The organism is Haloferax sp. AB510 (genome assembly GCF_024136985.1).
Lineage (GTDB): Archaea > Halobacteriota > Halobacteria > Halobacteriales > Haloferacaceae > Haloferax.
Genome location: NZ_JAMYJY010000005.1, coordinates 12,109 through 36,312 on the forward strand (window position 1 = coordinate 12,109; position 24,204 = coordinate 36,312).

Below are 24,204 nucleotides of genomic sequence, written 5' to 3' on the forward strand. Positions count from 1 at the left end.
CCATGCGAGACTACATCCGCGAGGCGGACGAGGCGCTCCGCGGCACCTACGAGGAGCCGATGAGTCTCGGCGAGTACGTCGACGCCGCGTTCGAGTCGCCCTCTATCGCCTCCCACGCGTCGAAGTACCTCTTGGAAGCCATCGAGTCGATGGGGACCAGACAGGTGGTCGAACAGGGCGAGGAGAAAGAGCGCTACCGCTTTTTCGACGACCCCGCCAACGACGGCGAGCACGCGGTCCTCGGCAACACGGAGGTGCTTAACGCCTTCGTCGACGACCTGCGGACCATCGCCGCCGACCGCGGCAAAGCCGAGAAAATCGTCTGGTTCGACGGCCCGACTGCCACGGGGAAATCCGAGTTGAAACGCTGTCTCATCAACGGGCTTCGGGAGTACTCGAAGACCGACGCGGGGCGGCGCTACACCGTCGAGTGGAACGTCGCCAACGCCGACGACACCCGCGGGCTGTCCTACGGCGGCGAGGTCGACGCCGCCGACGAGGACTGGTACGAAAGCCCCGTCCAGTCGCACCCGCTTTCGGTGTTCCCCGCCGAGGTTCGCAAGCGGCTGCTCGCCGACCTCAACAGCAGGAACGGTGACCACATCGCCGTCGACGTCGACGAGGACCTCGACCCGTTCTGTCTGGAGGCGTACACCTACCTCGAAGAGGAGTTCCGCAGAGCGGGCAAGCAGGACCTCTTCAGCGCCGTCACCGACCCGAAACACCTCCGGGTGAAGAACTACGTCGTCGACGTCGGCCGCGGCGTCGGGGTCCTCCACTCGGAGGACGACGGCTCCCCCAAGGAGCGACTGGTCGGGTCGTGGATGCCGAGCATGCTCCGCGAACTGAACTCCCGCGGGCGGAAGAACCCGCAGGCGTTCAGCTACGACGGGGTGCTGTCGCAAGGCAACGGCCTCCTCACCATCGTCGAGGACGCCACCCAGCACGCCGACCTGCTCCAGAAGCTCCTGAACGTCCCCGACGAGGGGCACGTCAAACTGGACAAGGGAATCGGGATGGACATCGACACCCAGCTCGTCATCATCTCGAATCCCGACCTCGACGCCGAACTCGACAAGTACGCCGACAGGAACGGCCGCGACCCGCTGAAGGCGCTCAAGCGCCGGCTCAACAAACACGAGTTCCGGTACCTGACGAACCTCTCGCTCGAGGCCGAACTCATCCGCCGCGAGCTGACCAACGAGACGAGCGTCTGGACCGACGACCCCGAGGCGATGGCCGAACGCGTCGCCGAGGCCGTCTCGTTAGACGTGCGCGAGGGGCCGGGCGAGGTCCGCACCCGCGAACTCGCGCCCCACACCGTCGAGGCCGCCGCGCTCTACAGCGTCGTGACCCGCCTCGACGACGACGACGTGCCGCGCGACCCGGACCTCGAGTTCGACCTCGTGGACAAGGCGCTGTTGTTCGACCGCGGCTACCTGCAGGTCGGCGACCAGCGCCGCGAGGTGTCCGCGTTCGAGTTCGTCGGCGACGCCGAGGGGACCCACGGGATTCCCGTGACGTTCACCCGCGACGTCATCGCCGACCTGCTCCACGACCGCATCGACCGCAGACACCCCGACCTCGACGTGTCGTCGGTGGTGATGCCGACCGACGTGCTCGACGAGATGGTCGCCGAACTCTCCGACGCGCCCGTGTTCTCGCGGGCGGAATCCTCGGAGTACGAGGGCCGCATCGCAACCGTCAAAGAGTACATCTTCGACCAGCAGGAGGCGGACGTGCTCGACGCGCTCCTCGCCGACAAGGGCGTCGAGCGCGAGACGGTCGAGGAGTACGTCGAACACGTCTACGCGTGGGCGTCCGACGGGCAGATAGAGACCGAGCGCGGGCCGGTCGACCCCGACCCGCTTCTCATGAAACTGTTCGAGACCGAGCACCTCGGCCGCTTCTCGCCGGACGACTACGAGGGCAACGACCCCTCCGAGTCGGTCGAGGAGTTCCGCAACGAGAAGGTCATCACCGCGCTCAACCGCTACGCGTGGGAGAACCGCGACGAGGGCTTTACCGTCTCCGACGTGGACCTGACCGAGATTCCGGTCATCCGGACGGTGCTCGAAACCCACGACTGGGAGGACGTGCGCCGACTGTTCACCGACCTCGACCCCCGCCAGTGGGACGACCCGCCGGCGAACACCGAGACGGCGCGCGTGAAAGCCCGCACCATCGACGAACTGGTCGACCGCGGCTACACCGCCGCGTCGGCCGAACTGACCAGCCGTGCCGTGATGAAGGAGGTGAGCCACACATGGGACTGAGAGACGACCTCGAACGATTCCGCGAAGTGGGTGAAGAGCGCCGCGAAGACCTCAAGGAGTTCATCTCCTACGGCGACCTCGGCGCGTCCGGCTCGAAAGACATCAAGATACCCATCAAGGTCGTGGACCTGCCGGAGTTCAAGTACGACCGCCTCGACATGGGCGGCGTCGGACAGGGCAAAGGCGGCACGCCTGACGTGGGCCAGCCGCTCGGCCAGCCCGAGCCCGGTGACGGCGAGGGCGAAGACGGCGAACCCGGCGATGAGGGGGCCGAACACGAGTACTACGAGATGGACCCCGAGCAGTTCGCCGAGGCGTTGGACGAGGAACTCGGCCTCGAACTCGAACCGAAGGGTAAGGAGGTCATCGAGGAGGTCGAAGGCGACTTCACCGACATTACCCGCAGCGGCCCCCACAGCACCCTCGACTTCGAGCGCCTGTTCAAGGAGGGCCTGAAGCGCAAGCTCGCGATGGACTTCGACGAGGAGTTCGTCCGCGAGGCGATGAAAGTCGACGGCACCTCGGCCCGCGAGGTGTTCCGGTGGTGCCGCGAGAACAACATCCTCGTCTCGATGGCGTGGATCGAAGACGAGTGGAGCCGCATCCCGGATGACGAACGCGGGACGTGGGCCTCCTTCGAGGAGATGGAAGAGAACGTCGAGCGGACGACGGCCATCCAGCGCATCCGCCGCGAGGGGCTCCGCGAGATTCCGTTCCGCCGCGAGGACGAGCGCTACCGCCACCCGGAAGTCATCGAGAAGAAGCAGTCGAACGTCGTGGTCGTCAACATCCGCGACGTGTCGGGGTCGATGCGGGAGACGAAGCGCGAACTCGTCGAGCGCACTTTCACCCCGCTGGACTGGTATCTCACGGGCAAGTACGACCACGCCGAGTTCGTCTACATCGCCCACGACGCCGAGGCGTGGGAGGTCGAACGCGACGAGTTCTTCGGCATCCGTTCGGGCGGCGGGACGCGAATCTCGTCCGCCTACGAACTGGCGAAGGAGGTCTTGGACGAGCGCTACCCGTGGCGCGAGTGGAACCGCTACGTCTTCGCCGCGGGCGACTCCGAGAACTCCTCGAACGACACCAAAGAGCGGGTCGTCCCGCTCATGCAGGAGATAGACGCGAACCTCCACGCCTACGTGGAGACCCAGCCCGGCGGGACCGCCATCAACGCCACCCACGCAGAAGAGGTCGAACGGAGCCTCGGCGAGCAGGGTAACGTCGTGGTCGCGTACGTCTCGGAGCCCGACGACGTCATCGACGCCATCTACACCATACTCAGCACGGAGGCGACAGCAGAATGAGTTTCAGACGACACCGCAGAGACGCACAGCGCGAGGCCGCCAGACTCGATGAGCCCGTCCGGGAGGCCGGCGCGCTCGCGAAGAAGCTCGGACTCGATCCCTACCCGGTGAACTACTGGGTAGTCAACTACGACGAGATGAACCAGCTCATCGCCTACGGCGGGTTCCAAGAGCGCTACCCGCACTGGCGGTGGGGGATGACCTACGACCGCCAGCGGAAGACCGACCAGTTCGGCATGGGCAAGGCGTTCGAAATCGTCAACAACGACGACCCGGCGAACGCCTTCCTTCAGGAGTCGAACTCGCTGGCCGACCAGAAGGCCGTCATCACCCACGTCGAGGCGCACTCGGACTTCTTCAAGAACAACCAGTGGTTCGGGCTGTTCTCCGACGAGGGGCAGTTCGCCGCCGCGGCGATGCTCGAACAGCACGCCCAGACCATCGACCGGTACGTCCAGAACCCCGAAATCAGCCGGGACGACGTGGAGAAGTTCATCGACGCCGTCCTCTGTCTGGAAGACACCATCGACCAGCACCGGACCATCCGCGAGGCCGCCGCCGACGAGGACGGCCGGATCCCCGAGGACATCCGCGCGCAGTTGGACAGCCTCGACATCTCCGACGACGTGCGCCGTGAGGTGTTCGACGACGCGTGGCTCGAGCAGGTCGAAGAGGCCGAACGCGAGGCCGCGAAGCTCACCGACCCCCGGAAGGACGTGCTCGCGTACGTCCGCGAACACGGGATGCGGTACGACGAGGAGACGGGCAAGGCCGAAGAGATGGAGCCGTGGCAGAAGGACGTCCTCGACATGCTCCGCGAGGAGGCGTACTACTTCGCCGCCCAGAAGATGACGAAGGTGATGAACGAGGGCTGGGCGGCCTACTGGGAGTCGCTCATGATGGGCGACGAGCGCTTCGCGGGCACGGACGAGTTCATCACCTACGCCGACCACCAGTCGCGCGTCCTCGGGTCGCCCGGGCTCAACCCCTACAAGCTCGGCAAGGAGCTGTGGGAGTACATCGAGAACTCGACGAACCGCGCGGAGGTCGCCGACAAGCTCCTGCGCGTGAAGGGCGTCACGTGGCGCAACTTCCACGAGACGGTCGACTTCGACGAGGTACAGGAACTCCTCCGGGCGGACCCAGCTATCGACGGCGTCAGCGCCGACTCCCTCGACGAACTGTCCGAACTCGGTCCCGACGACCCCAGAGTCGACCACGAGACCCTCGACAGGGCGCTGTCGGGCGACGAGTCGCTTGACCTCGAAGCGTACCCGTGGAAGCTCCTCACCTACGAGGGGCTCGCGGAGCGACACTACTCGCTCGTCAAGGCGCAGAACCGCGGGTTCCTCAGTCGGATTCGGCGCTCGGAACTCGAACAGCTCTCGCGGTACATGTTCGACGACGAGGTGTACGACAGTGTCGAGGCGGCCGTCGCCGACGTGGACAAGTCTGCCGGCTGGGACCGGATGCGCGAGATTCGCGAGAGTCACAACGACGTGACGTTCCTCGACGCGTTCCTCTCCGAGGAGTTCGTCCGCTCGAACCACTACTTCGCCTACGAGTACTCCCAGTCGTCCCGGCAGTTCCGCGTCTCCTCGTCGGCGTACCGGGACGTGAAAAAGAAGCTCCTGTTCCAGTTCACCAACTTCGGGAAGCCGACTATCGCGGTGTACGACGGGAACTTCGACAACCGCGGGGAGCTCCTCTTGGGCCACCAGTACAACGGCGTCATCCTCGACATGAAGCAGGCGAAGGGCGTCTTGGAGCGCGTCTACCACCTCTGGGGCCGCCCGGTGAACCTGATGACCATCACGAAGGAGTTCGACGAGCACGAGGTCGAAGTCGCCCGGCGGCGGGGCCGAGAGCCGACGCCCGAAGAGCGAGCCATCCGCATCCGCTACGACGGCGAGTCGTTCGAGGAACACGACCTCGACGCCGAGCTGGAAGCTCGCATCGCCGCCGGCGAGATCGACTACGACACGAAGCCCGATGATTGGCTCTGAACGGGGCGATGGCCGAGCCTGACTCGCCGACCGTCTCCGGCGAGCAGGCGGACGGCTCGCTCGATGAGGCCGACATCCACGACGTGCTCAGAAACGAGCGGCGGCGGCTCGCACTCGAACGACTGCGCGACGGGGACGGGCCGGAGTCGGTCGGCGACCTCGCGGAGCACATCGCCGAGATAGAGTCCGGCGAGTCGCCGCCCCCGAAGAACGTTCGCCAGAGCGTCTACATCTCGCTTCACCAGACCCACCTCCCTAAACTCGACTCACTCAGCATCGTCGCGTACGACTCGCGGGCGAAGACCGTCTCGCTCGGGTCGAGCGCGGCGGAGCTTGACCACTTCTTGGCCGCCGCCGAACCGACGCAGGCCCCCCTCGCGATCCTGACGCTTGCGACCTGTCTGGCCGGACTCGCGCTCCTCTTCGCCGGCTGGATGGGCGTCCCCGTCATCGACCGCGTGGACCCGCGGCTCGTCGCCGGACTCGCGCTCACCGTCGTCGCCGTCGTCGCCGGCGCGGAACTCCGGTTGCAGACGCGAAGCCGGACGTAGGTCGGGCGGCGCGGCCGGGTGTCGCCCTATTGTGTCACCCCGAATCCGCCGTTCGACTCAAGTCACCCCCATCCTAAGCGCCGCCGACGATGTCCGAGCCAACTTCGCTCGCGTGGTTCCGCCGCGACCTCCGCCTGCACGACAACGAGGCGTTCACGGCCGCCTGCGACGCCGACCGCGTGGTTCCCGTCTACTGCGTGGACCCCCGCGAGTACGGCGACCGACCGTTCGGCGGCCCCGACTCCTTCGACTTCGAGAAGACCGGCGCGCACCGCGCTCGCTTCCGCCTCGAATCGCTGTCCGACCTGCGGTCGTCGCTCCGCGACCGCGGGAGCGACCTCGTCGTTCGTGAGGGGAGGCCCGAATCCGTCCTCCCGGAGCTGGCGGCGACCGTTGACGCCGACTTCGTGACGGTCCATACGCGACCGACCCCCGAGGAGTCGAGCGTCGAGTCGGCGGTCGAGCGAGCGCTTCGAGACGGCGGCGTCGAACTCCGTCGCTTCTGGGGCCACACGCTCACCCACCTCGACGACCTCCCGATGGCGCTCTCGGAACTCCCAGACACCTACACGACGTTCCGGAAGGCGGTCGAATCGGCCGCCGAAAGCACCGAACAGGGAGATGTAGGCGCGGGCAGCGGGTCCGTGGGCAGCGACCCCGCCGGTCGCGACCCGCTTCTCGAACCGACCGTCCCGCCGCTTCCCGGAGACACGCCCGACGCGGGCGACCTCCCCGCGGTTTCCGACCTCGTCGGGAACCCGGATGTCGAGTCCCAGAGCGCCCCGGACGAACGCGGCGTCCTCCCTTTCGATGGCGGCGAGACGGCCGCGCTCGACCGCGTGGAGTCGTACATCTGGGCGGGCGACCACCTCCGCGAGTACAAGCAGATGCGAAACGGACTGCTCGGCGCCGACTACTCCTCGAAGTTCTCGCCGTGGCTGAACGAGGGCTGTCTCTCGCCGCGGTACGTCAAGGCCGAGGTGGACCGCTACGAGGACCGGCGGGTCGCAAACGACTCGACGTACTGGCTCGTCTTCGAACTCCGCTGGCGCGACTTCTTCCAGTTCCAGTTCGCCAAACACGGGAGCGACTTCTTCCGCCGCGAGGGCATCCGGAAGCGAACCGACATCGACTGGCGGGCCGACGACGCGCAGTTCGAGCGCTGGGCGGCGGGGAAAACGGGCATCCCCTTCGTCGACGCGAACATGCGGGAGTTGAACGCGACGGGGTACATGTCGAACCGCGGGCGGCAGAACGCGGCGTCGTTCCTCGCCAACGACCTCAGACTGGACTGGCGACGCGGCGCGGCGTACTTCGAGACGCGACTCGTCGACTACGACCCCGCGTCGAACTACGGCAACTGGGCCTACATCGCGGGCGTCGGCAACGACTCGCGGGACCGCTCGTTCGACGTGCGCTGGCAGGCGAACCGCTACGACGAGGACGCCGAGTACGTGAAGACGTGGCTCCCCGAACTCGACGCCTTGCCCGCCGAGTACGCCCACGAACCGTGGAAACTCAGCGACGAAGAACAGGCGACATACGGGGTCGAGTTGGGCGTGAACTACCCCGAACCGATGGTCGAACTCGGCGGTTCGAGCGAGTAGCCGCGATTACATCCCCCACGCGTCGTCGGCCGACCCGGCGAGGCGGGCGGCGGCGAGCGCGAGGACCGTCACGAGCGCGAATCCGATGAACGCGAGTCGCGGAATCGTCAGGAGGCCGCCGAGCATGGAATACTGGATGGACGTACACGGGCCGCCGACGGTACAGGTCGCGCCCGGGGCGACCTGCAGGTACGAGTGGTAGCCCGAGAGAGCGAGCCCGCCCAGCGAGAGGGGGAGCACCGACTTCCAGACGCCGGGTCGGTCCTCGATCGCGGCGACCCCGAGCACCACGACGAGCGGGTACATCAGGATGCGCTGGTACCAACAGAGGTCGCAGGGCGTCAGTCCGAGGCCGAGGCTGAAGTAGAGGCTCCCGCTCGTCGCGGCGAGGGCGACGAGCGTTCCGGCGGCGAGTGCGGCGCGCGTCGTGTCCGACACGGTCAGGCGCTCCTGTGGGTGTTTCTCGTCCGGTTCGGCACCACGTTCACCTGCTGTCGCTCCGCGTGCGGTTCGGCACCACCGTCTCGTCGGGTCGGGTCGGGTATCATCGCTTGTTGGACGTGGAGCCACGATAGACGGCGGTGAACCTCAAGCCATCGGCTCGGCGCTCGAGTTAGACGAGTGCAGTCGCTCAGAATCGACGGATACGCGGAATGACCCTCGCCCGTCGGGGGACGACCGACGGGCGACTCTTCGTGGGTCGTTCGGTCACGGGCTACGCGCCGAACCAGTGCGATTTGATTGCCGCGGCACGGTGTTATCAATGTTGTGTCGCTGACTGTTGTGTCGGTTGCGGTGATTCCGCGGGCGCGGGGCTCCGTACCACCCGTCTCACGGCCGAAAGACGACGATGACGACGCCGACGACGCCGGCGGCCACGAGGAGCGCGCTTCGGCGGGCCACCGGGCCGAAGAGTTCGCGGTCGACGCTCGTCGCAAGCGCGACCTTGACCCCGATGCTCGCGGCGGTTCCGGCGAGGACGCCGACGACGGCGGTCGTTCCACTGATGTTGCCGCCGCCGTAGAGCGTGACGGTGGTCGTGACGACCGACCCGCTCGACACGAGTCCGCCGATGAAACTCGTCACGATGAACCCGGTCGCGCCGAAGTACTCCTGTGCGGCCGCGGAGGCGAGCAACACGAGGAGGAAGAACACGCCGAACCGGAGGGCGCTTTCGAGGCTGAACGGCGACTCGAACGCCACGTCGAGGTCGACGCCCCACTCGCGAGAGTGCAGCGCGTAGCTCATCCCCACGAGTGCGATGAGTCCGAGGGGAACCCCCACCTCGACCGCGAGTTCCGGAACGAACACGACGACGAGCGAGAGGTTTCGGAGCGCCATCGCCGCGTCGGCCATCAGAATCGCGCCGGCCGCGAGCGGTCGAATCGACGGGTTCCGGCTGGTCCGGCCGGCTATCTCGCCGATGACGGCCGTCGAGTTCACCAGCCCGCCGAAAAAGCCCGTGATGGCGATGCCGCGTTCGCCGTACCGCCGGATGATGACGTAGTTGACGAAGCCGATTGCGCTCACCGCGACGACGAGCAACCAGACTGTCCGGGGGTTGACGGCGTCCCAGGGGCCGATTCGCCCCTCGGGGAGCAACGGGTAGACGACGAACGCGATGATGGCGAACTCAACGGCACTCCGAACCTCGTCGGTCGTGAGTCGCCGGGCGAACCCGTGGAGTTCGCGCCGCAGGACCAACAAGAGCGACGACGTGAGCGCGACGACGACGCCCTCGATGACGAAGCCGCTCACCACCGCCGCACCGACCGCGTAGGCGACCAACAGCGACGTAGACGTGGTGAGCGAGAGGCTCACCCCGAGGTCGTCCAACCTCGCGGCCTCAGTGTCACCGCGGCGGCCGTCGCTGGCTTCGGCGTCAGCGTCCGCGTCGAAGTCAAGTTGCGACTCGGTTCGGTCGTCCTCGCTTTCGCGCGACCCGCGTTCGACGAGTCCGCGACCCCCGAGCAACACCGCTTGCGTGACGACCAACAATCCGCCGACTGCGAGGAGGATGTCGCTCCCGACCGCGACGGCGACGCCCCCGAGGAGGCTCGTCAGCGTGAACGTCCGCACGCCGGCGCTCTTTTTCGACCGCTCGCGCTCCAACCCGAGGAACATCCCCAACGCCGCCGCGACGAACAGGCGGACCACGACGGGGTCGATTTGCGAGACGAACTCTTCGAGCATCATCGAACCCCTGAACGTCCGTGTTCCATTCTCTCGTGTATAGTTTAATTGCTATCGTTAAAAACGTGTAAGCTAACTGCTGTGGGCGGGAGTCGAGTCGGCCGGGGTTGAGAGAAGTGCTCGGTCAGGGATTTGAACCTCAGTCGCTCACGCTGTTCGCTCCCTGTTTCAAATCCTCCGTCGTGCATCCAGTCTCACAAGACTGAGAGACACGGAGGTCTCTCGGAGATTTGTGTTCGACAGAAGTGCTCGGTCAGGGATTTGAACCCTGGTCCTCGGCTCGAAAGGCCAAGATGATTGGCCGGACTACACCAACCGAGCGTCTGCATTCACGAGTGGTCGTTGGACTATTTTAAGCGTTGCGTTCCATCGTGGGTGAGTGAGAGGAACCCACCCACGACGGCGGCTTACTCGCCCGTGAACTCGGGGTCGCGGTCGCTCGTGAAGGCTGCGATGCCCTCCATCAGATCCGAGGTGGTAAACAGCAGGCCGAACGCCTGTGCTTCGACTTCCAGCCCGGAGTCGGTGTCTTCCCAGCCGTTGTGCATAGCGCGCTTGGTGTAGCGCTGGGCGACCGGCGGGCCCTGTGCGAACCGCTTCGCGTACTCGAAGGCCTGTTCTTCGAAGTCGTCGTTCTCGACGACCTCGTTGATGAAGCCGTAGTCAGCCATCGTCTCGGCGTCGTAGCGGTCGGCGCTGAAGATAATCTCCTTCGCGCGGCCGGTGCCGACGATGCGCTGGAGGCGGACCGTACCGCCCCATCCGGGGAGGAGCCCGAGGTTGTGCTCTGGCTGGCCGAGTTCGGAGCGCTCCGTGGCGATGCGGAGGTCGGCGCACATGGCGAGTTCCATCCCGCCGCCGAGACAGAAGCCGTCGATGCCGGCGATGACCGGCTTGTCGAGTTCTTCGAGCTTTCCGAACGTCTGTTGGCCCTTCCGGGAGATTTCGACGCCCGAGACGGCGTCGCCGCCGCCCGCGGCGATGCTCGTCACGTCGGCCCCGGCGGAGAACGCGCGGTCGCCGGCCCCCGTGAGGAGCACGGCGCGGACCTCGTCGTCCTCGGCGAGGTCGTCGAGCGCTTCGGAGAGTTCGTCCATCAGTTCGATGCTGATGGTGTTGAGGCGGTGCGGGCGGTCGAGGGTGATGTGGCCGATGCCGTCGCGCACCTCGACAGAGATGTCGTCGAACGCGGGAGCCTCGTCGGATTCCTCCTCGCCGCCGTAGAAGCCCTCGCCGGACTGGGCGAGGTCGCGGAGGTACTGCACGGCCTCGTAGCGCTCCTCACCGGTCTCGTCGTGGAGGTTGTCGAGCGCGCCGACGAGGGTTGCGATGCCTGCGTTGTCGGCCATCTTCGCCGGGCCGTCGGGGAAGCGCCCGCCGAGTTTGACCGCGCGGTCGATGGCGGCCGGGTCGGCCACGTCGTTGCCGACGAGGCCGGCGACCTCGTTCGCCATGACGCCGAGCAGGCGGTTCCTGACCGCTTCGCTCCCCTCGTCGTGGGGGACCTCGGCGCCCTCGCCGTCTTCGTAGTCGTAGAAGCCCTTGCCGGTCTTTTGGCCGAGGTCGCCCTCCTCGACCTTCTCGGAGAGAAGCGGACAGGGTTCGTAGGCGTCGCCGAGCACCTCGTGCATGTATTCGAGGACGTGATAGCCCACGTCGATGCCGACGTAGTCGGCGAGTTCGAAGCTCCCCATCGGGAGGCCCATGTCGTACTTCGTCGTGGAGTCGACTTCGGCCATCGTCGCGTCGCCGGAGTGGACGATCCACGCGGCCTCGTTCATCAGCGGGACGAGGATGCGGTTCACGATGAAACCAGGGCTGTCCTTGCGGACGCGGACGGGCGTCTTGCCCATCGCCTCGGCGAGGTCCTCGACGAGTTCGAGCGTCTCGTCGGCGGTGTGTGCGCCGGAGATGACCTCGACGAGGTCCATGCGGACCGGCGGGTTGAAAAAGTGCATTCCGCAGAAGCGCTCGGGTCGCTCCGTCACTTCGGAGAGTTCGGTGATAGAGAGACTGGAGGTGTTGGTGGCGAACACCGTGTTGTCGGGTGCGTGTTCCTCCAGCTCGGTGTACACCTCCTTTTTGATGGACATCTTCTCGGGGACGGCCTCGATGACGACGTCGGCGTCGGCGACGGCCTCGCCGAGGTCCACCGCGGTCGAGACGCGGGCGAGCGCGGCGTCGGCGTCGTCCTGCGACAGTCGGTCCTTCTCGGCGAGTTTGTTCAGCGACCACTCGATCTGGTCGTAGCCCTTCTGGACGAACTCGTCTTTGATGTCGCGCAGCACGACGTCGTAGCCGGCGAGGGCCGCGACCTCCGCGATGCCGTGGCCCATGTTGCCCGCTCCGAGAACGGTGATACTGGTGACGTCATCTACGTTCATGGACGAACGTTATAGTGCGCGGCGGTTTCAACGTTTCCCTCGCATGAAATATAAACGAAACAGGCGTTTATTCAATCGACAGAACACATCGCCGCAGTCTGCTGATTATTCGTCCTCCAGTTTCTTTCCACCCTGACGGCGTTAGTCCACACACCGCCAGAGATACCGGCTGGCGTAGCTTCGATAGGGGGCCCATCGCTCGGCGCGCTCGCGCATCTCGCCGCGGGAGACGGCGTCACGTTCGAACCCGAAGACGTGTTCCATGCCGCGTCGAATCCCGAGATCCTCGACCGGGAACACGTCCTCGCGGGCGAGCACGAAGATGAGGAACATCTTCGCGGTCCAGTCGCCGACGCCGCGAATCTCGGTGAGCGCCGCGACCACCTCGTCGTCGTCCATCGCCCGGAGGGATTCGGCCGACAGACCGTCTCGGAACGCATCGGCGACGTTGCGGACGTAGCCGACCTTCTGGTTCGAGAGGCCGCAGTCGCGCAGGACGGCCTCGTCGGCGGCGAGTATCCCTTCCGGGGTAACTTCGACGTGGTCGAACAGGCGGTCCCGAATCGTCGCCGCCGCGGTCGTCGAGAGCTGTTGGTTGACAATCGAGACGACCAGTCGCTCGAAGGGGTCGTCGGCGGGATCCAGCGAGAGCGGGCCGTGTTCGTCGACCACATCGCCGAGGTGCGGATCCGCCCGGAGTTCGCGGTAGGCGTCGTCGCTCATCGACTCGTGGTTGGGGCGTCGAAGAGAAAAGTGCGCGTGTCTCGGGTGCGGCCGTCGGTCGTCGCGCCGATGGCGAGCGCGCCGGTGGCCGTGGTGTGGCGGGCCGACTTACTCTTCGAGGAGTTCTTCTTCCTCGTCGTCGCTGTCGTTGCGGTCGGCGTTGGCGCGGCGGCGCACGTCCACGCGGTAGTGTTCGAGGATGTCGCGGCCGAGCAGCAGCGGGTAGTCCATGTGCGAGCGGTCCTCGACGCTGGCGGTCACGGTGTGCTGGGTGCCGCCGATACCGATGACGAGGTCGACCACGGGGCGGGCCTTCCCGCCCTTGAGGCTCCCGGACTTCACGCGCGTCATGCTCTTGATTGGCCCCGCGCCGATTTCGGCGGCGAGGCTCGTGTCGATGCTCGTCCGGGTCGCGCCGGTGTCGGACTTGGCGAGGGTCTGCTGGGAGCCGCTGGTCCCGTTGACGACGACCTCCTCGATGTAGCCGATGATGGGCGCTTCACCGTCGATGATGGGCGATTCGTTGGGGGCACACGAGGGGACGGAGTCGTCGAGCGTCGCCGAGAGTTCCTCGACGCGCGTCTCGTCGACCTCGCCGCCCGCGCGCTCGATTGCGAGCTTCGCGATGTGCGGCGCGGGGCTCTTGCCCGTCGCCTGATACAGGCCCTTGAAGCCGGCCGTCGGGTTGGCTTCGAGGACGAACCAGCCGTCTTCGCCCTCGACGAGGTCGACGCCGACGTAGTCCATCTCCATCACTTCGGCCGTGTAGAGCGCAGTTTCCCGCGCTTCCTCGGGCATCTCGTCGGTCGCGTTGAGCACGTCGCCGCCGAGGGCGACGTTGGTCCGCCAGTCGCCGTCCGGGGCGTAGCGGTACATCGCGCCGACGACCTCGTCGTCGACGACGTACACCCTGAGGTCGCGGCGGTGGTCGCCCGCGTCGATGTACTCCTGAATGAACGCTCGTCGGCCGTCGACGGTCGCCGAGACGGCCCGGTCGTGGTCGACCAGCCACGTCCCCCCGCCGTTGGTCCCGACGGCCGTCTTGTAGACGACCGGCGTCCCGAACCCGTCCCGCGCGGCGTTCAGTTTGGCGTCCGCGGTGGCCATGTACGTGTGCGGCACCGGGACGCCCGCGGCGGCCAGCCTACTCGCCGTCGCGTGCTTGTGGACGGCGAAGAGGACGCACCGCGGGTCGTTGAGCACGGGGCGAACCGCGGCGTAGCAACTAGCGATAGAGAGGTCTTCGAGCGGAGTCGTCGATTTCGACAGCAGGAGCCGGTTAACCACCACGTCGACGTCGGGGTCGAGCGCGACGCCCGACGGCGACACGTCGATGCCGACCGCCTCCTCGTGCAACCAGACGGCCTCGTGGCCGAGCGCCGTGACCGCGTTGCTGATGGCTTTCGTCTCCCTGCTGTCGTGGAACCCCAGAATTCCAACCGTGACTGTCGGTTCGTCCCCACCCATAGGTGAGACTACGCGTTCCGGTCGCATCAGCGCATCGCGAGGTCCCGCAGAATTGGGATGTGACGCCGCACGACGCGTGTGGGAGCGCGCGGGCGCGACGGTCACCTGCTCATGAAGTCGGCTATCGGTTCGCTCGCGAGGGGGTCTCGCGGGCGGTTGAGGTCCCTGTTACTCCTTTTCCGTGACCGTCACGGTGTAGCTGCCGCTGCCGGAGTAGCTGTCGACCAGCACCGAGAGGTCGGCCGACGTGTCGGGGTTGTCGACGACTATCTGCTCTTCGCTGTCCGTGGTCCACGACCGGTAGTCGTACGACCCGGTCGTGGGGCACGTCCCCGAGCCCTCGTTGACGTAGAGGTCGAAGTCGGCGCTCGACGGCCCGCTGAGGTCGACGACGACCTGCGACGGAGAGTCGTACTCCCACGCGTAGCTCCAGCAGTCGGAGTCGGCCGACGACGACAGCGAGTCGTCGATGGTCGAGGTTGTCGAGTCGCCGCCACCACCGCCACCACCGCCACCGCCGCCGCTTCCCGGCTCGGTCGTGACGGCGTTCGCGGCGTCCACGCGGCCCGCGCCCTGTTCGTTCTCGGAGAGGCCGACGTCGACCGCGGTGTTCTTAAGTTGGCTTCGCAGGTCGACCGGCGAGAGGTCGTAGACGGCGAGCGTGAGCCCGGCGACGCCCGAGACGACCGGCGTCGCCATCGACGTGCCGGATATCTCCTTGTACTCGGTGTCGGTCGTCCAACACGAGAGGACGTTCGTCCCCGGCGCGGCGAGGTCGATGTCGGTGCCGTAGTTGGAGTACGACGCCAGCGTCTCGTCGGGGTCGAGCGCGGAGACGGCGACGCACTCGCTGTAGGCGGCGGGATACGAGACGCTCCCGCTCCCGTCGTTGCCGGCGGCGGCGACGACGAGGCTCCCCTGCTGGGTCGCGTACGACACGGCGTTCTTCATCGTGGACGTGTAACCGCCCCCGCCGAGCGAGAGGTTGATGACGTCCGCCCCTTGGTCCGCGGCCCACTCGATGGCATCGGCGATATCGCTCGTCGAGCCGCTGCCGGACTCGGAGAGCGCGCGCCCCGAGAGGAGCGACGAGTCGCTGATGCCGCCGATGCCCTCGTTGTTGTCGGTGGAGCCGGCGGCGATGCCGGCGACGTGGGTGCCGTGGTACTCGTCGGCGAGCACGTCCGGATACGGGTCGTCGTCGGCGTCGACGAAGTCCTGCCCCTTGTCGGAGCCGAACTGCGCCGAGAGGTCGGGGTGGTCGTATTTGACCCCCTGGTCGACCACGGCGACGGTCACGTCGGAACTGCCGAGCGTGGTGTCCCACGCGGTGTCGGCGTTCACCTGCTGGGGCGCGTACTGACTGCCGTACTGCGGGTCGTTCGTCGTATAGAGCGCCTGATGGGTGACGTTCTTCTCCGCGTACTTCACCTCGTCGCGCTTCGTGACCGCCGAGATGAAGTTCTCGCGGGCGCGGTCGGCGGCGACCGACGGGAACTTGACCGCCACGTAACTGAGGGTCTTGTTCTCGTGGACGACCGTCGCGTTGCCGGGGACGTGCTTCTCGACGGCCTTGCGCGGGCTGTCGGCCGTCTTCGAGACGCCGACGAGAATCTCTTCTTTCTTCGGGCCGGGGGACCGACCGGGCGTCGCGGTGGTCACGCCTGCCGCACCGGTCAACCCGGCGGCCGCGGCGAGCTTCAGGAAGGTTCGTCTGTCGAAGTTCGGTGTGCCTGCCATGGGCACACATGTCTCGGGAGACCGTGGCAATATTTGTTAGCTTGACTGAAATTTCAATTTCAGCCTGTTCTTCAAAGGTGATTCGGAACAAAATCGTAAACCAAAATAAATCCTCTACAGATTCCCAGATCGTCGTTCCTGCTTCGGTCGATCCTCCCTCGAAATTTATAAACCCGAAACCGGGTGAGGTGGTGTATGGACCTCCTGCGGCGGTTGGTCGGTCCCGACGGGCTCCCGTCGGGCCGAGTGGCGCTCTTCGTGGACGGGCCGAACGTCCTCCGCGACGAGTTCGACGTGGACTTAGACGACATCCGGGCGGCGGCTCGCTCCCTCGGCGGACAGCTGAGCGCGGCGCGGCTCTACCTCGACGAACACGCCACGCCGGGGCTGATTCAGGCGGCCGAGGCGCGCGGCTTCGAGGTTATCGTCACGAGCGGCGACGTCGACGTGAAGCTCGCGGTCGACCTCACCCGGTACGCCGTTGAGGACCGCGCCGACGTCATCGCAGTCGCCTCGCGGGACACCGACTTCAAGCCCGCCCTGGAGACGGCCAACGCCTACGGCCTGCGGACGGTCGCCATCGCGCCGGGGAGCTACGGGCGCTCGGACGCGCTCCAGAACGCGGCGACCCACGCGATGACGCTCGACGAACTCGCAGAGGGCGGCGACTGAGTCGGGCGACGACCCGGCCGCACTCGACCAACTCGACCCGACCGCGAACGGTTCGCTTTTTCCTCCCCCGACCGACCACTCGCCCATGCAGGAGTTCGACACGCCGGTCGTGGACAACCACCTCCACCTCGACCCGGACCACGGGCGCGGACTGGAGGCGGTGAAGGATTTCGCCCGGAGCGGCGGCACGCACCTCCTCGTCGTCAACAAGCCCTCGTGGCTCCTCGGCCACGAGGTCGAGACGGGCGAGGATTTCCGCCCGGTCTTCGAGACGACGGTCGAAGTCGTCCGCGAGGCCACAGAGTTACTTCCCGGTCGCGCGTGGCCGGTTCTCGGCGTCCACCCCGGTCTCGTCTCGAAACTCGTCGACGACCGCGGCTACGCCCCCGAGGCCGCCCGCGACCTGATGTGCGCCGGCCTCGATACCGCCGCCGAGTTCGTCCGCGAGGGCGACGCGCTCGCGCTCAAGTCCGGCCGCCCGCACTACGAGGTCACGGACGCCGTCTGGGAGGCCTCGAACGCCGTCCTCAGACACGGTCTCGACCTTGCCGCGGGCTGCGACTGCGCGCTCCAACTCCACACGGAGTCGACGACCGACCTCTCGGACGTGGCCGAGTGGGCCGACGAGCGCGGCGTGCCCGGCGAACGCGTGGTCAAGCACTACGCGCAGGGCCACCTGACCGGCGGCACGCCGAGCGTCATGAGCGACAAGGACCGCCTCGAAGACGCCGCAGAGCGGGGCGACCCGTTCCTCATGGAGACCGACTTCATCGACGACCCTGACCGCCCCGGCGCGGTGATGGGGCCGAAGACCGTCCCCCGGCGCGTCGATTGGCTCCTCGACGAGGGGCGCGAGGACGCCGTCAGGAACGCCCACGTCGAGACGCCCGCGCTGGTCTACGGCGTCGACACCGAAGCGACGCTCGACCGATAGGGACCGACAGGCAGGGAGACGAGCGAACCGCCGAGACCGGCACACGAGTCGAATCGCGCCGTCTTCTCCCACGTCGAGTCCTCGCACGGTCACAAGCAGGATAAGAAAGGCATTTGAGTCCGGCACGGGAGGTTGTAGGTATGACCGAGGCCGAGGAACGATACTACTCGCCGGAACGCTGGCAGAACTGGTTGACGCGCGTCGAAGAAGAGGACCTGGACCTCGAAAGCGAGGAGACCGGCCGTCTCCTGATGAACATCCAGAACGACGCGGCTATCGCCATCGCCAAGATTCTGACCGCCTACGACGACGACACGCTGGGCGAAGAAGAGGCGCTCGACGAGCTTTCGACCGTCCACGACATCGTCATGGCCGAACCCGTGTTCGAGTCGGAGAACGAGGAGGCCGAAATCCTCATCGGGAGCGTCCAGACGAGCCTTTCGTGCGCCTTCTTCGCCGCCGAGGAGTTCATCGTCGCCGGCCCCGCCGAACTCGAAGACGACATGGACGCCTACATCCGCGCCGCCGCGGACGCCGAGGCCGCAGACGATCTCGACAGCGCGCTCGGCTACATCGTCCAGGTCGGCACCCGCGTCATCGACGGCGACGACCTCGACATCGAAGTCCTCGACGAACTCGAATTCGGACTCGTCACCGAGTGGGTCAACGGCCTCGACAGCCTCCAGAGCGGCCTTTCGGAGCCCGAAGTCGTCGAAGAAGAAGACTGAACTCGGCCTCTCTCACGCTGTTTTTGTCTCGCTTTTCGACCGCCGAGAGCGCCGGAGTCGCCCGGCACCGAACCACCCGTCGTTCCGACCGCGAGCCCCGGCTACGGGACCGCGACGAAGTACGTCGCGAACTCGCCGTCGTCGAACTGAACGGTGAGGATGAAGAAGTCGCCACGTGTGTCGAGGTTCTTGTTCGCCCCGAAGTCGATGGTGATGTCCGTCGTCGCGTCCGACGGGAGCGTGACTCGGTCCGGGCCAAGCGTGTACTGATCAGCCCCCACGTTCTGAGCTGGCGAACCGTTGAACGACGCGGTCTCGGCGCCGTTACCGCCCTGGTCGGGGTAGTAAAACGAGACGCGGAAACTCGTCACGACGCGCTCCGTTCCGGTGTTGTTGAGGGAGATGCGAGCGGCGTCGTTTCCGTTCGTGGCGGTCGCCCCCGTTAGGATGACGTCTTGGTCCTCCTGCGGCGGGTTAATTTCTCCCGTCGACCCGTCGTCTCCCGCGCCCGTTCCGCCGCCACTGCCGCTCCCGTTGACCAGCGGAACGGTGTAGGTCGTCTGCTCGATTGCCTCGACCGTCCCGTCGCCGTCGAGGTCGCCCGACGCGCGGACGGTTATCGGTCCGTCCGCGTCGGCGGCGGGCGTGAACGCGAACCCGGCGCGGCCATCGTCGGTCGTCGTGACGGTCCTGCTGGTCGGTGACGCGTCGCCTTCGGTAACGGTGAAGTCGATGAGTTCGCCTTCGACGGGGTTGTTGTAGCGGTCGCGCGCTTCGACGACGACTTCGGTCGACTTGTCAGGCGCGGCGGCCGCTCCCGTCGTGACCGGGACGAGATACTGCCCGTCGGGGCTGGCGACCGTCGAGGCGGCCGACGAGGACGACAGTTCGACCTTGGCGAGCCGGAGTTCGTAGGTGTACGAGCCGTTCAGGGTGACGCGGACGAGGCTGTTGGTCGGGTCCGCACCGTCGCCGAGGTCGGAAACGGCTTTCACACGGGCGTTCTCCAGCATCCGGTCGGCGGTCGGCGACCGACTCCACGCCGTCGCGTTCGACCCGACTGGGAGGGTCAAGGTGATATCTTCGTCGGACTCGTTCGTCACGGTCACCGTCCGCGTGGCCGACGAGATGGGCGCGACGGTCAGCGGGGTTCGGGCCGCCGTCTGGCCGATTCGTCCGTCGATGGAGACGGCGGTGATTCGGTTCCCCGAGACGAGTGTCTGGCCGCCGAGCGGGACCACGTTCGCGCCGGCCTCGCGCTGGACCGCCGCGCCGGAGACCGTGATCGGCGTGCCGTCGAACTCGTTGTAGTCCGGCGAGTAGCGCAGGACCTTGCTCTCGTAGGTCCGGGTTCCGCCGTCCCAGAGCGTCCGGACTGCCTCGGGTTCGCCGTCGACGGCGTCGGCACCGGCGATAGTGATGTCCCGCGAGTCCGTGAGCGTGAGACTCCCCGTCGGCGGGCCGGGGTTGATGAAGACGACGCGCGGGCGGTACTGGACGCCGGTCTGGACCGTGACCCCAGACTGAACTCCCCTCGTCGCGGTCGCGAGCACGTCGTTGTGGAGCGACACGAGGTCGTCCGAGGCGTCCAGATAGGCCCCGAACTCCGTCGCCTTCGTCTGCTGGGGAACGACCGTCGCCTGGTAGAGCGACAGGCCGATGACGAGGAAGCCGAACAGGAGGATCGCGCCGACCTGAACCGCCTGCCCCCGTTCGCTGTCGAGGAGTTCCATTGGGGTGGTCAACTGGTCGGACTGATAAAGGTCTGTTGCCGCGTACGTTTTTATATCGTACCCGCCTGCGTTCAGTCGTGCAGGTCGCTTCGCGCGCGCAGAGCGAGACGGTCGGGATGATTCTCCTGTTAGGCCTCGTCGTCGTGGTCGTCACGGTCGGCGGCGTCGCCGCGCTCGCCGCTGTCGACGACTACCGAGACGACGCTCCGCTAGTGGAACTCGACGTGACCGTCGACGGGTCGAACCTGACGCTCGCGCACCGCGCCGGCGACACCCTCCGCGCCGGCGACGTAGCCGTCGTCACGCGAAGCGAGGACACGACGACCCGGTACTCGCTCGGGACCGACGGCGACATCAACCGCCGAGCGACGACGAGCGAGTCGCAGTTCGGTCCGGGCGATAGCTGGCGACCGACCGCCCCCGTCGGATTCGACGGGAGCGATCCGTATCTCGTGTTGGTCGTCCACGAACCGAGCAACACCGTCATCCACCGCGCGGAGCGGACGCTCGGCGCGGTCACGGAGACGCCGGGTCCCGCGCCGACGCCGCGGCCCACGACGACGAGTCCGCCAGCGACCACCACGTCCACGGCGACGACAACCGCGACGACTGCAACCACGACCACGACGACCACGACGACGACCCCGGAATCGACCGCCATCAACGGGGTGCACGTGGAAGACCGGACGACCAACTCCGGCGGTGCCGGCTACCGCGTGGACTACGACGTGGCCGCGGGGCCGGACTTCGACCGCGTCCGCGTGACGTTTGAGAACCTCGATTCGTCGTGGGCGACCCAGACGGTCACCGAGACGAACGCCCGCGGCTTCGCGACCTACGACATCGGCGCTGGCGTCGGCGACCGCTACCGAATCACGGTGGCGGCGCTGGACGCGGGCGGCAACGTCCTCGACTCGCGGACCATCTCCGACGTTGCCGACGGCGACAACCCCGACGCGAACACGGGACTCCCCGAGACGAACGACCCGAAGATTCGCGGTGCCGCGCTCATCGACCTGACGCAGGAGGGCGCGGCGTACGAACTGAACTACAACGTCACGAACGCGTCGAACCTCTCGGAGATTCGCGTCGAGTTCGACAACCTCGACGCGCCGTCTGCGACCGCGGAACTCAGCGGGACCGCACCCCGCGGGACCATCGCGGGCTACTCGGCGTACGACGGGACCGAAGGCGACGACTACGAAGTGGTCATCCGCGTCTTCGACGAGGACGGCGTGCTCGTCGACCGCCGGGTCATCTCGGACGTGGCCGATGGCGTCGACCCCGCCGGCAACGACGACCTGACGCGGGTGTCCAGCCCGTCGTTCGAGGGTACAATCATCGACGACCTGAGCATGACGCAGGCCGACTACGAGGCCTCGTACAACGTCACCGACCGGGCGGAGTTCGGCCGCGTCAGGCTGTGGGTTTCAAACGTGGACGACTCGTACGCCGAGGGAATCTACGAGAGCGCGGACCCGCGGAACACCATCGACGACTTCGCCGCCGAGGACAACGGCGGGACGTTCGGAATGACCTACCGCATCCGGCTTCAGTTGCTCGACGCCGACGGCGTCGTCGTCGACGAGCGCATCGTGACCGACGACGCGGACTGGACCGACCCGTCCGGAAACGACGGCCTCTCCCGCGTGGGAAGTCCCTCGTTCGATTCGGTGTCGGTGTCGGACAACTCGCAGACGAACCGGAATCGGGTTCGCTACCGGGTCGACTACGAAGTCGTCGGTACGGGCGAGTTCGCCGAAGTCGAGGTGTACTTCCGCAACCGCCAGCAACCGCAGGCCAGCGGCGTCGTCCGAAGTACCGCGACGAGTGAGAACAACCTCGAATACACCGAGACCTACGGGACCGGAGACACCTACGATATCGAGGTCCGCGTCGTCGACGCCGACGGTATCGTGGTCGACCGATACGTTCTCTCGGATATCGCGGGCGACAAGAACGCCTGACTGCTCTCATCCGATCTCTTCGACAACCGACGTAACTCACCATCGACAAAACCTTATCCCTCGGTTCTGTAGCATCGACCATGACTTCCGTCGGCATCGACGCCATGGAGATTTGGACGGGCAAACTCGTGTTAGACCTCCCCAACACCTTCGCGCCGGTGAAGGGCGAAGACCCGGAGAAGTACACGAAGGGTCTGGGTCTCCACACGTCGTCGTTCCCGGACGTGTACGAGGACATCGTCACGATGGGTGCGAACGCCGCCAAACAGTTGATGGACCGAAAGGGTCTCACGCCCGCGGACATCGGCCGCATCGACGTGGCGACCGAGTCGGCGTTCGACAACTCCAAGCCGGTGTCGACGTACATCGCCGGCTGTCTCGAACAGGTGTACGACGGCGACTTCCGCCACGCCAACAAGGGCGAGCGAAAGTTCGCCTGTATCGCCGGCACTCAGAGCCTCGACGACGCCTACAACTGGATTAAGGCGGGACGCAACCGCGGTCGCGCGGCGCTCGTCATCGCTACGGACACCGCCCTCTACGAACGCGGCGATCCCGGCGAGGCGACGCAGGGCGCGGGCGCGGTCGCGATGCTCATCGACGAGGACCCGGACCTCGTCGAACTCTCGACCGAGCAGGGCTACGGCAGCATGGACGAGACGGACTTCCTCAAGCCGAACCAGCAGTTCCCCTCCGTGGACGGCAAGCGCTCCATGCAGGTGTATCTCGCCCGCATGCGCGAGGCGCTCGAGGACTACGAGAGCGTCGCGGGTCGCACCCACCCGGACCTCTTCGAGTACATCCCATTCCACACGCCGTTCCCCGGCATGGTCCGGAAGGCGGCGCTTCTCGGCTTCCGGCACATGACCCGCGACACCGACATCGAAGACGACCTCGAAAGCGAAATCGGTCGCCAGCCCCGCGAGGCGGACTTCGAGACGTGGGACGACTACGAGGAGGCCATCCGCGGCTACATGGACGAGCTGAAGACGACCGAGCAGTACCGCGACTGGTACGGCCGCGTCATCGAGCCGACGCTCGACATCTCCAGCCGCGTCGGCAACTGGTACACCGGCTCGGTCCACATCGCCCGGCTGTCGGCGCTCATCGCCGCCGCGGACGAGGGGAAGGACATGACCGGAAAGCAACTGCTCGTCGGGTCGTACGGTTCCGGCGCGCAGGCGGAGATTCACGCCGAGACGGTCCAAGAGACGTGGCTCGACGAAATCGAAGCCGTGGACGTGGACGACCAGCTCGCGGCCCGCACCGAGATTTCCTTCGACGACTACGAGCTCATCCACGACGTGCACAACCACGAAAAGGAGATCGAGGTCGAGGAGTTCACCCAACCCGAAGCCGAGTTCGTCTTCACGGGTTGGGGCCGGATGAACGAGCGCCGCTACGAATACGTGGAGTAGCGGGAACCGTCCGCACGAGCGAAGCGAGTGCGGAGACGAAGCGCCGAACGGCGTTTCGGAAGTACGAATACGTGGAGTAGCGGGAACCGTCCGCACGAGCGAAGCGAGTGCGGAGACGAAGCGCGTTAGAACGAACGGGCCTGTTCGGGCAGTATCGACCACGAGTCCGCCGGGTCAGCGCCCCGGTCGTCGTAGAATTTTCTGCCGATGTAGTCGTCGCTCACGCTTCCGAGTATCGTGTTGTACAGGTCGGCGGCCGACTCGTACGTCTCGGTTCCGAGCGGGGCGAGGATGGTTTCGACGGTCTCTGCGTCGTCGACGTTCGGCGCAGTCACTTCGATGTCGCCGGCGCGGTCGAGCACGCGCTCGGTCGTAACGGGGTACTCGAACGACGTTTCGAGGTGCGATTGGAGGTCGCGGATATCCATACACGGACATCGTCGCGGCCGCCCTTCGGCTTTTTTCGCCCTTGGACGGACACTCTGGAAATTCGAA

18 protein-coding genes and 1 tRNA gene are annotated in these 24,204 nt (G+C 66.5%); 10 read left to right on the plus strand and 9 right to left on the minus strand.

Going from position 1 to position 24,204, the window contains the following annotated elements; genetic code table 11:
* The first annotated feature begins 2 nt into the window (after positions 1-2).
* From NKF06_RS01705 to NKF06_RS01725, 5 genes are all read left to right on the plus strand, one after another.
* The gene (locus NKF06_RS01705; RefSeq protein ID WP_253244327.1) at positions 3-2,276 is read left to right on the plus strand and encodes a kinase anchor protein; all 2,274 of its coding nucleotides are present in this window, start codon (positions 3-5) and stop codon (positions 2,274-2,276) included.
* On the plus strand, positions 2,267-3,586 hold the full coding sequence (locus tag NKF06_RS01710; RefSeq protein WP_253244328.1) for a YeaH/YhbH family protein: 1,320 nt from the start codon (positions 2,267-2,269) through the stop codon (positions 3,584-3,586). Before NKF06_RS01705 ends, NKF06_RS01710 begins: the two co-directional genes overlap by 10 nt.
* On the plus strand, positions 3,583-5,592 hold the full coding sequence (locus tag NKF06_RS01715) for a SpoVR family protein (protein WP_253244329.1): 2,010 nt from the start codon (positions 3,583-3,585) through the stop codon (positions 5,590-5,592). The genes NKF06_RS01710 and NKF06_RS01715 overlap by 4 nt, the downstream gene beginning before the upstream one ends.
* 8 nt (positions 5,593-5,600) lie before the next feature.
* On the plus strand, positions 5,601-6,143 hold the full coding sequence (locus NKF06_RS01720; RefSeq protein WP_253244330.1) for a hypothetical protein: 543 nt from the start codon (positions 5,601-5,603) through the stop codon (positions 6,141-6,143).
* An 89-nt stretch (positions 6,144-6,232) separates the two neighbouring features.
* Positions 6,233-7,750, plus strand: coding sequence for a DASH family cryptochrome (locus tag NKF06_RS01725; RefSeq protein WP_253244331.1), 1,518 nt, complete (start codon positions 6,233-6,235; stop codon positions 7,748-7,750).
* Between the two features lie 6 nt (positions 7,751-7,756).
* On the opposite strand, the gene NKF06_RS01730 is transcribed toward NKF06_RS01725, so the two are convergent.
* From NKF06_RS01730 to NKF06_RS01760, 7 genes are all read right to left on the minus strand, one after another.
* Positions 7,757-8,188 (minus strand): disulfide bond formation protein B, encoded by a 432-nt coding sequence (locus tag NKF06_RS01730; protein ID WP_253244332.1) that lies wholly within the window; start codon positions 8,186-8,188, stop codon positions 7,757-7,759.
* Positions 8,189-8,581: 393 nt separating this feature from the next.
* Complete coding sequence (locus tag NKF06_RS01735) at positions 8,582-9,943, minus strand: MgtC/SapB family protein (RefSeq protein WP_253244364.1); 1,362 nt, start codon at positions 9,941-9,943, stop codon at positions 8,582-8,584.
* Positions 9,944-10,189: 246 nt separating this feature from the next.
* Positions 10,190-10,264: transfer RNA gene (locus NKF06_RS01740), tRNA-Glu, on the minus strand.
* Positions 10,265-10,350: 86 nt separating this feature from the next.
* Positions 10,351-12,327, minus strand: coding sequence for a 3-hydroxyacyl-CoA dehydrogenase/enoyl-CoA hydratase family protein (locus tag NKF06_RS01745; RefSeq protein ID WP_058828269.1), 1,977 nt, complete (start codon positions 12,325-12,327; stop codon positions 10,351-10,353).
* Positions 12,328-12,468: 141 nt separating this feature from the next.
* Positions 12,469-13,050, minus strand: coding sequence for a DNA-3-methyladenine glycosylase (locus NKF06_RS01750; RefSeq protein WP_253244333.1), 582 nt, complete (start codon positions 13,048-13,050; stop codon positions 12,469-12,471).
* A 108-nt stretch (positions 13,051-13,158) separates the two neighbouring features.
* Complete coding sequence (locus tag NKF06_RS01755) at positions 13,159-14,517, minus strand: RimK family alpha-L-glutamate ligase (RefSeq protein ID WP_253244334.1); 1,359 nt, start codon at positions 14,515-14,517, stop codon at positions 13,159-13,161.
* A gap of 168 nt (positions 14,518-14,685) precedes the next feature.
* Positions 14,686-16,257, minus strand: coding sequence for a S8 family serine peptidase (locus NKF06_RS01760; RefSeq protein WP_253244335.1), 1,572 nt, complete (start codon positions 16,255-16,257; stop codon positions 14,686-14,688).
* A 195-nt stretch (positions 16,258-16,452) separates the two neighbouring features.
* Between NKF06_RS01760 and NKF06_RS01765 the strand changes: the two genes are divergently transcribed.
* The 3 genes from NKF06_RS01765 (at position 16,453) to NKF06_RS01775 (ending at position 18,591) form a co-directional block, all read left to right on the plus strand.
* Positions 16,453-16,929, plus strand: coding sequence for an NYN domain-containing protein (locus NKF06_RS01765; protein WP_058827646.1), 477 nt, complete (start codon positions 16,453-16,455; stop codon positions 16,927-16,929).
* A gap of 85 nt (positions 16,930-17,014) precedes the next feature.
* Entirely contained in the window at positions 17,015-17,863 is an 849-nt protein-coding gene (locus NKF06_RS01770; protein WP_058827645.1) for a TatD family hydrolase, read from the plus strand.
* A gap of 140 nt (positions 17,864-18,003) precedes the next feature.
* Positions 18,004-18,591 carry a DUF2150 family protein gene (locus NKF06_RS01775; RefSeq protein WP_058827644.1) on the plus strand — a complete coding sequence of 196 codons (588 nt, stop codon included), beginning with the start codon at positions 18,004-18,006 and terminating at the stop codon, positions 18,589-18,591.
* Positions 18,592-18,692: 101 nt separating this feature from the next.
* Here the strand turns inward: NKF06_RS01775 and NKF06_RS01780 are convergent, their stop codons facing one another.
* Positions 18,693-20,324 (minus strand): Ig-like domain-containing protein, encoded by a 1,632-nt coding sequence (locus tag NKF06_RS01780; RefSeq protein ID WP_253244336.1) that lies wholly within the window; start codon positions 20,322-20,324, stop codon positions 18,693-18,695.
* Between the two features lie 77 nt (positions 20,325-20,401).
* On the opposite strand from NKF06_RS01780, the gene NKF06_RS01785 reads away from it, so the two are divergent.
* Together NKF06_RS01785 and hmgB are read left to right on the plus strand one after the other, a co-directional pair.
* Positions 20,402-22,291: a type IV pilin gene (locus NKF06_RS01785; RefSeq protein ID WP_253244337.1), complete on the plus strand. Its 1,890-nt coding sequence runs from the start codon at positions 20,402-20,404 to the stop codon at positions 22,289-22,291.
* Positions 22,292-22,371: 80 nt separating this feature from the next.
* Positions 22,372-23,709, plus strand: a complete 1,338-nt coding sequence (gene hmgB / locus NKF06_RS01790) for a hydroxymethylglutaryl-CoA synthase (protein WP_058827641.1) — start codon at positions 22,372-22,374, stop codon at positions 23,707-23,709.
* 125 nt (positions 23,710-23,834) lie between these two features.
* Here hmgB and NKF06_RS01795 read toward each other — a convergent pair whose 3' ends face one another.
* A complete protein-coding gene (locus NKF06_RS01795; protein ID WP_058827640.1) occupies positions 23,835-24,137 on the minus strand; it encodes a hypothetical protein in 303 nt (100 codons plus the stop codon).
* Positions 24,138-24,204: the final 67 nt, after the last annotated feature.

What these genes read in the sequence shown, in the direction of transcription:
- NKF06_RS01705 (WP_253244327.1), top strand. Translation starts at nt 3, where the DNA reads ATGCGAGACTACATCCGCGAGGCGGACGAGGCGCTCCGCGGCACCTAC.
- NKF06_RS01710 (WP_253244328.1), top strand. Translation starts at nt 2,267, where the DNA reads ATGGGACTGAGAGACGACCTCGAACGATTCCGCGAAGTGGGTGAAGAG.
- NKF06_RS01715 (WP_253244329.1), top strand. Translation starts at nt 3,583, where the DNA reads ATGAGTTTCAGACGACACCGCAGAGACGCACAGCGCGAGGCCGCCAGA.
- NKF06_RS01720 (WP_253244330.1), top strand. Translation starts at nt 5,601, where the DNA reads ATGGCCGAGCCTGACTCGCCGACCGTCTCCGGCGAGCAGGCGGACGGC.
- NKF06_RS01725 (WP_253244331.1), top strand. Translation starts at nt 6,233, where the DNA reads ATGTCCGAGCCAACTTCGCTCGCGTGGTTCCGCCGCGACCTCCGCCTG.
- NKF06_RS01735 (WP_253244364.1), bottom strand. Translation starts at nt 9,943, where the DNA reads ATGCTCGAAGAGTTCGTCTCGCAAATCGACCCCGTCGTGGTCCGCCTG.
- NKF06_RS01745 (WP_058828269.1), bottom strand. Translation starts at nt 12,327, where the DNA reads ATGAACGTAGATGACGTCACCAGTATCACCGTTCTCGGAGCGGGCAAC.
- NKF06_RS01750 (WP_253244333.1), bottom strand. Translation starts at nt 13,050, where the DNA reads ATGAGCGACGACGCCTACCGCGAACTCCGGGCGGATCCGCACCTCGGC.
- NKF06_RS01755 (WP_253244334.1), bottom strand. Translation starts at nt 14,517, where the DNA reads ATGGGTGGGGACGAACCGACAGTCACGGTTGGAATTCTGGGGTTCCAC.
- NKF06_RS01760 (WP_253244335.1), bottom strand. Translation starts at nt 16,257, where the DNA reads ATGGCAGGCACACCGAACTTCGACAGACGAACCTTCCTGAAGCTCGCC.
- NKF06_RS01765 (WP_058827646.1), top strand. Translation starts at nt 16,453, where the DNA reads ATGGACCTCCTGCGGCGGTTGGTCGGTCCCGACGGGCTCCCGTCGGGC.
- NKF06_RS01770 (WP_058827645.1), top strand. Translation starts at nt 17,015, where the DNA reads ATGCAGGAGTTCGACACGCCGGTCGTGGACAACCACCTCCACCTCGAC.
- NKF06_RS01775 (WP_058827644.1), top strand. Translation starts at nt 18,004, where the DNA reads ATGACCGAGGCCGAGGAACGATACTACTCGCCGGAACGCTGGCAGAAC.
- NKF06_RS01780 (WP_253244336.1), bottom strand. Translation starts at nt 20,324, where the DNA reads ATGGAACTCCTCGACAGCGAACGGGGGCAGGCGGTTCAGGTCGGCGCG.
- hmgB (WP_058827641.1), top strand. Translation starts at nt 22,372, where the DNA reads ATGACTTCCGTCGGCATCGACGCCATGGAGATTTGGACGGGCAAACTC.
- NKF06_RS01795 (WP_058827640.1), bottom strand. Translation starts at nt 24,137, where the DNA reads ATGGATATCCGCGACCTCCAATCGCACCTCGAAACGTCGTTCGAGTAC.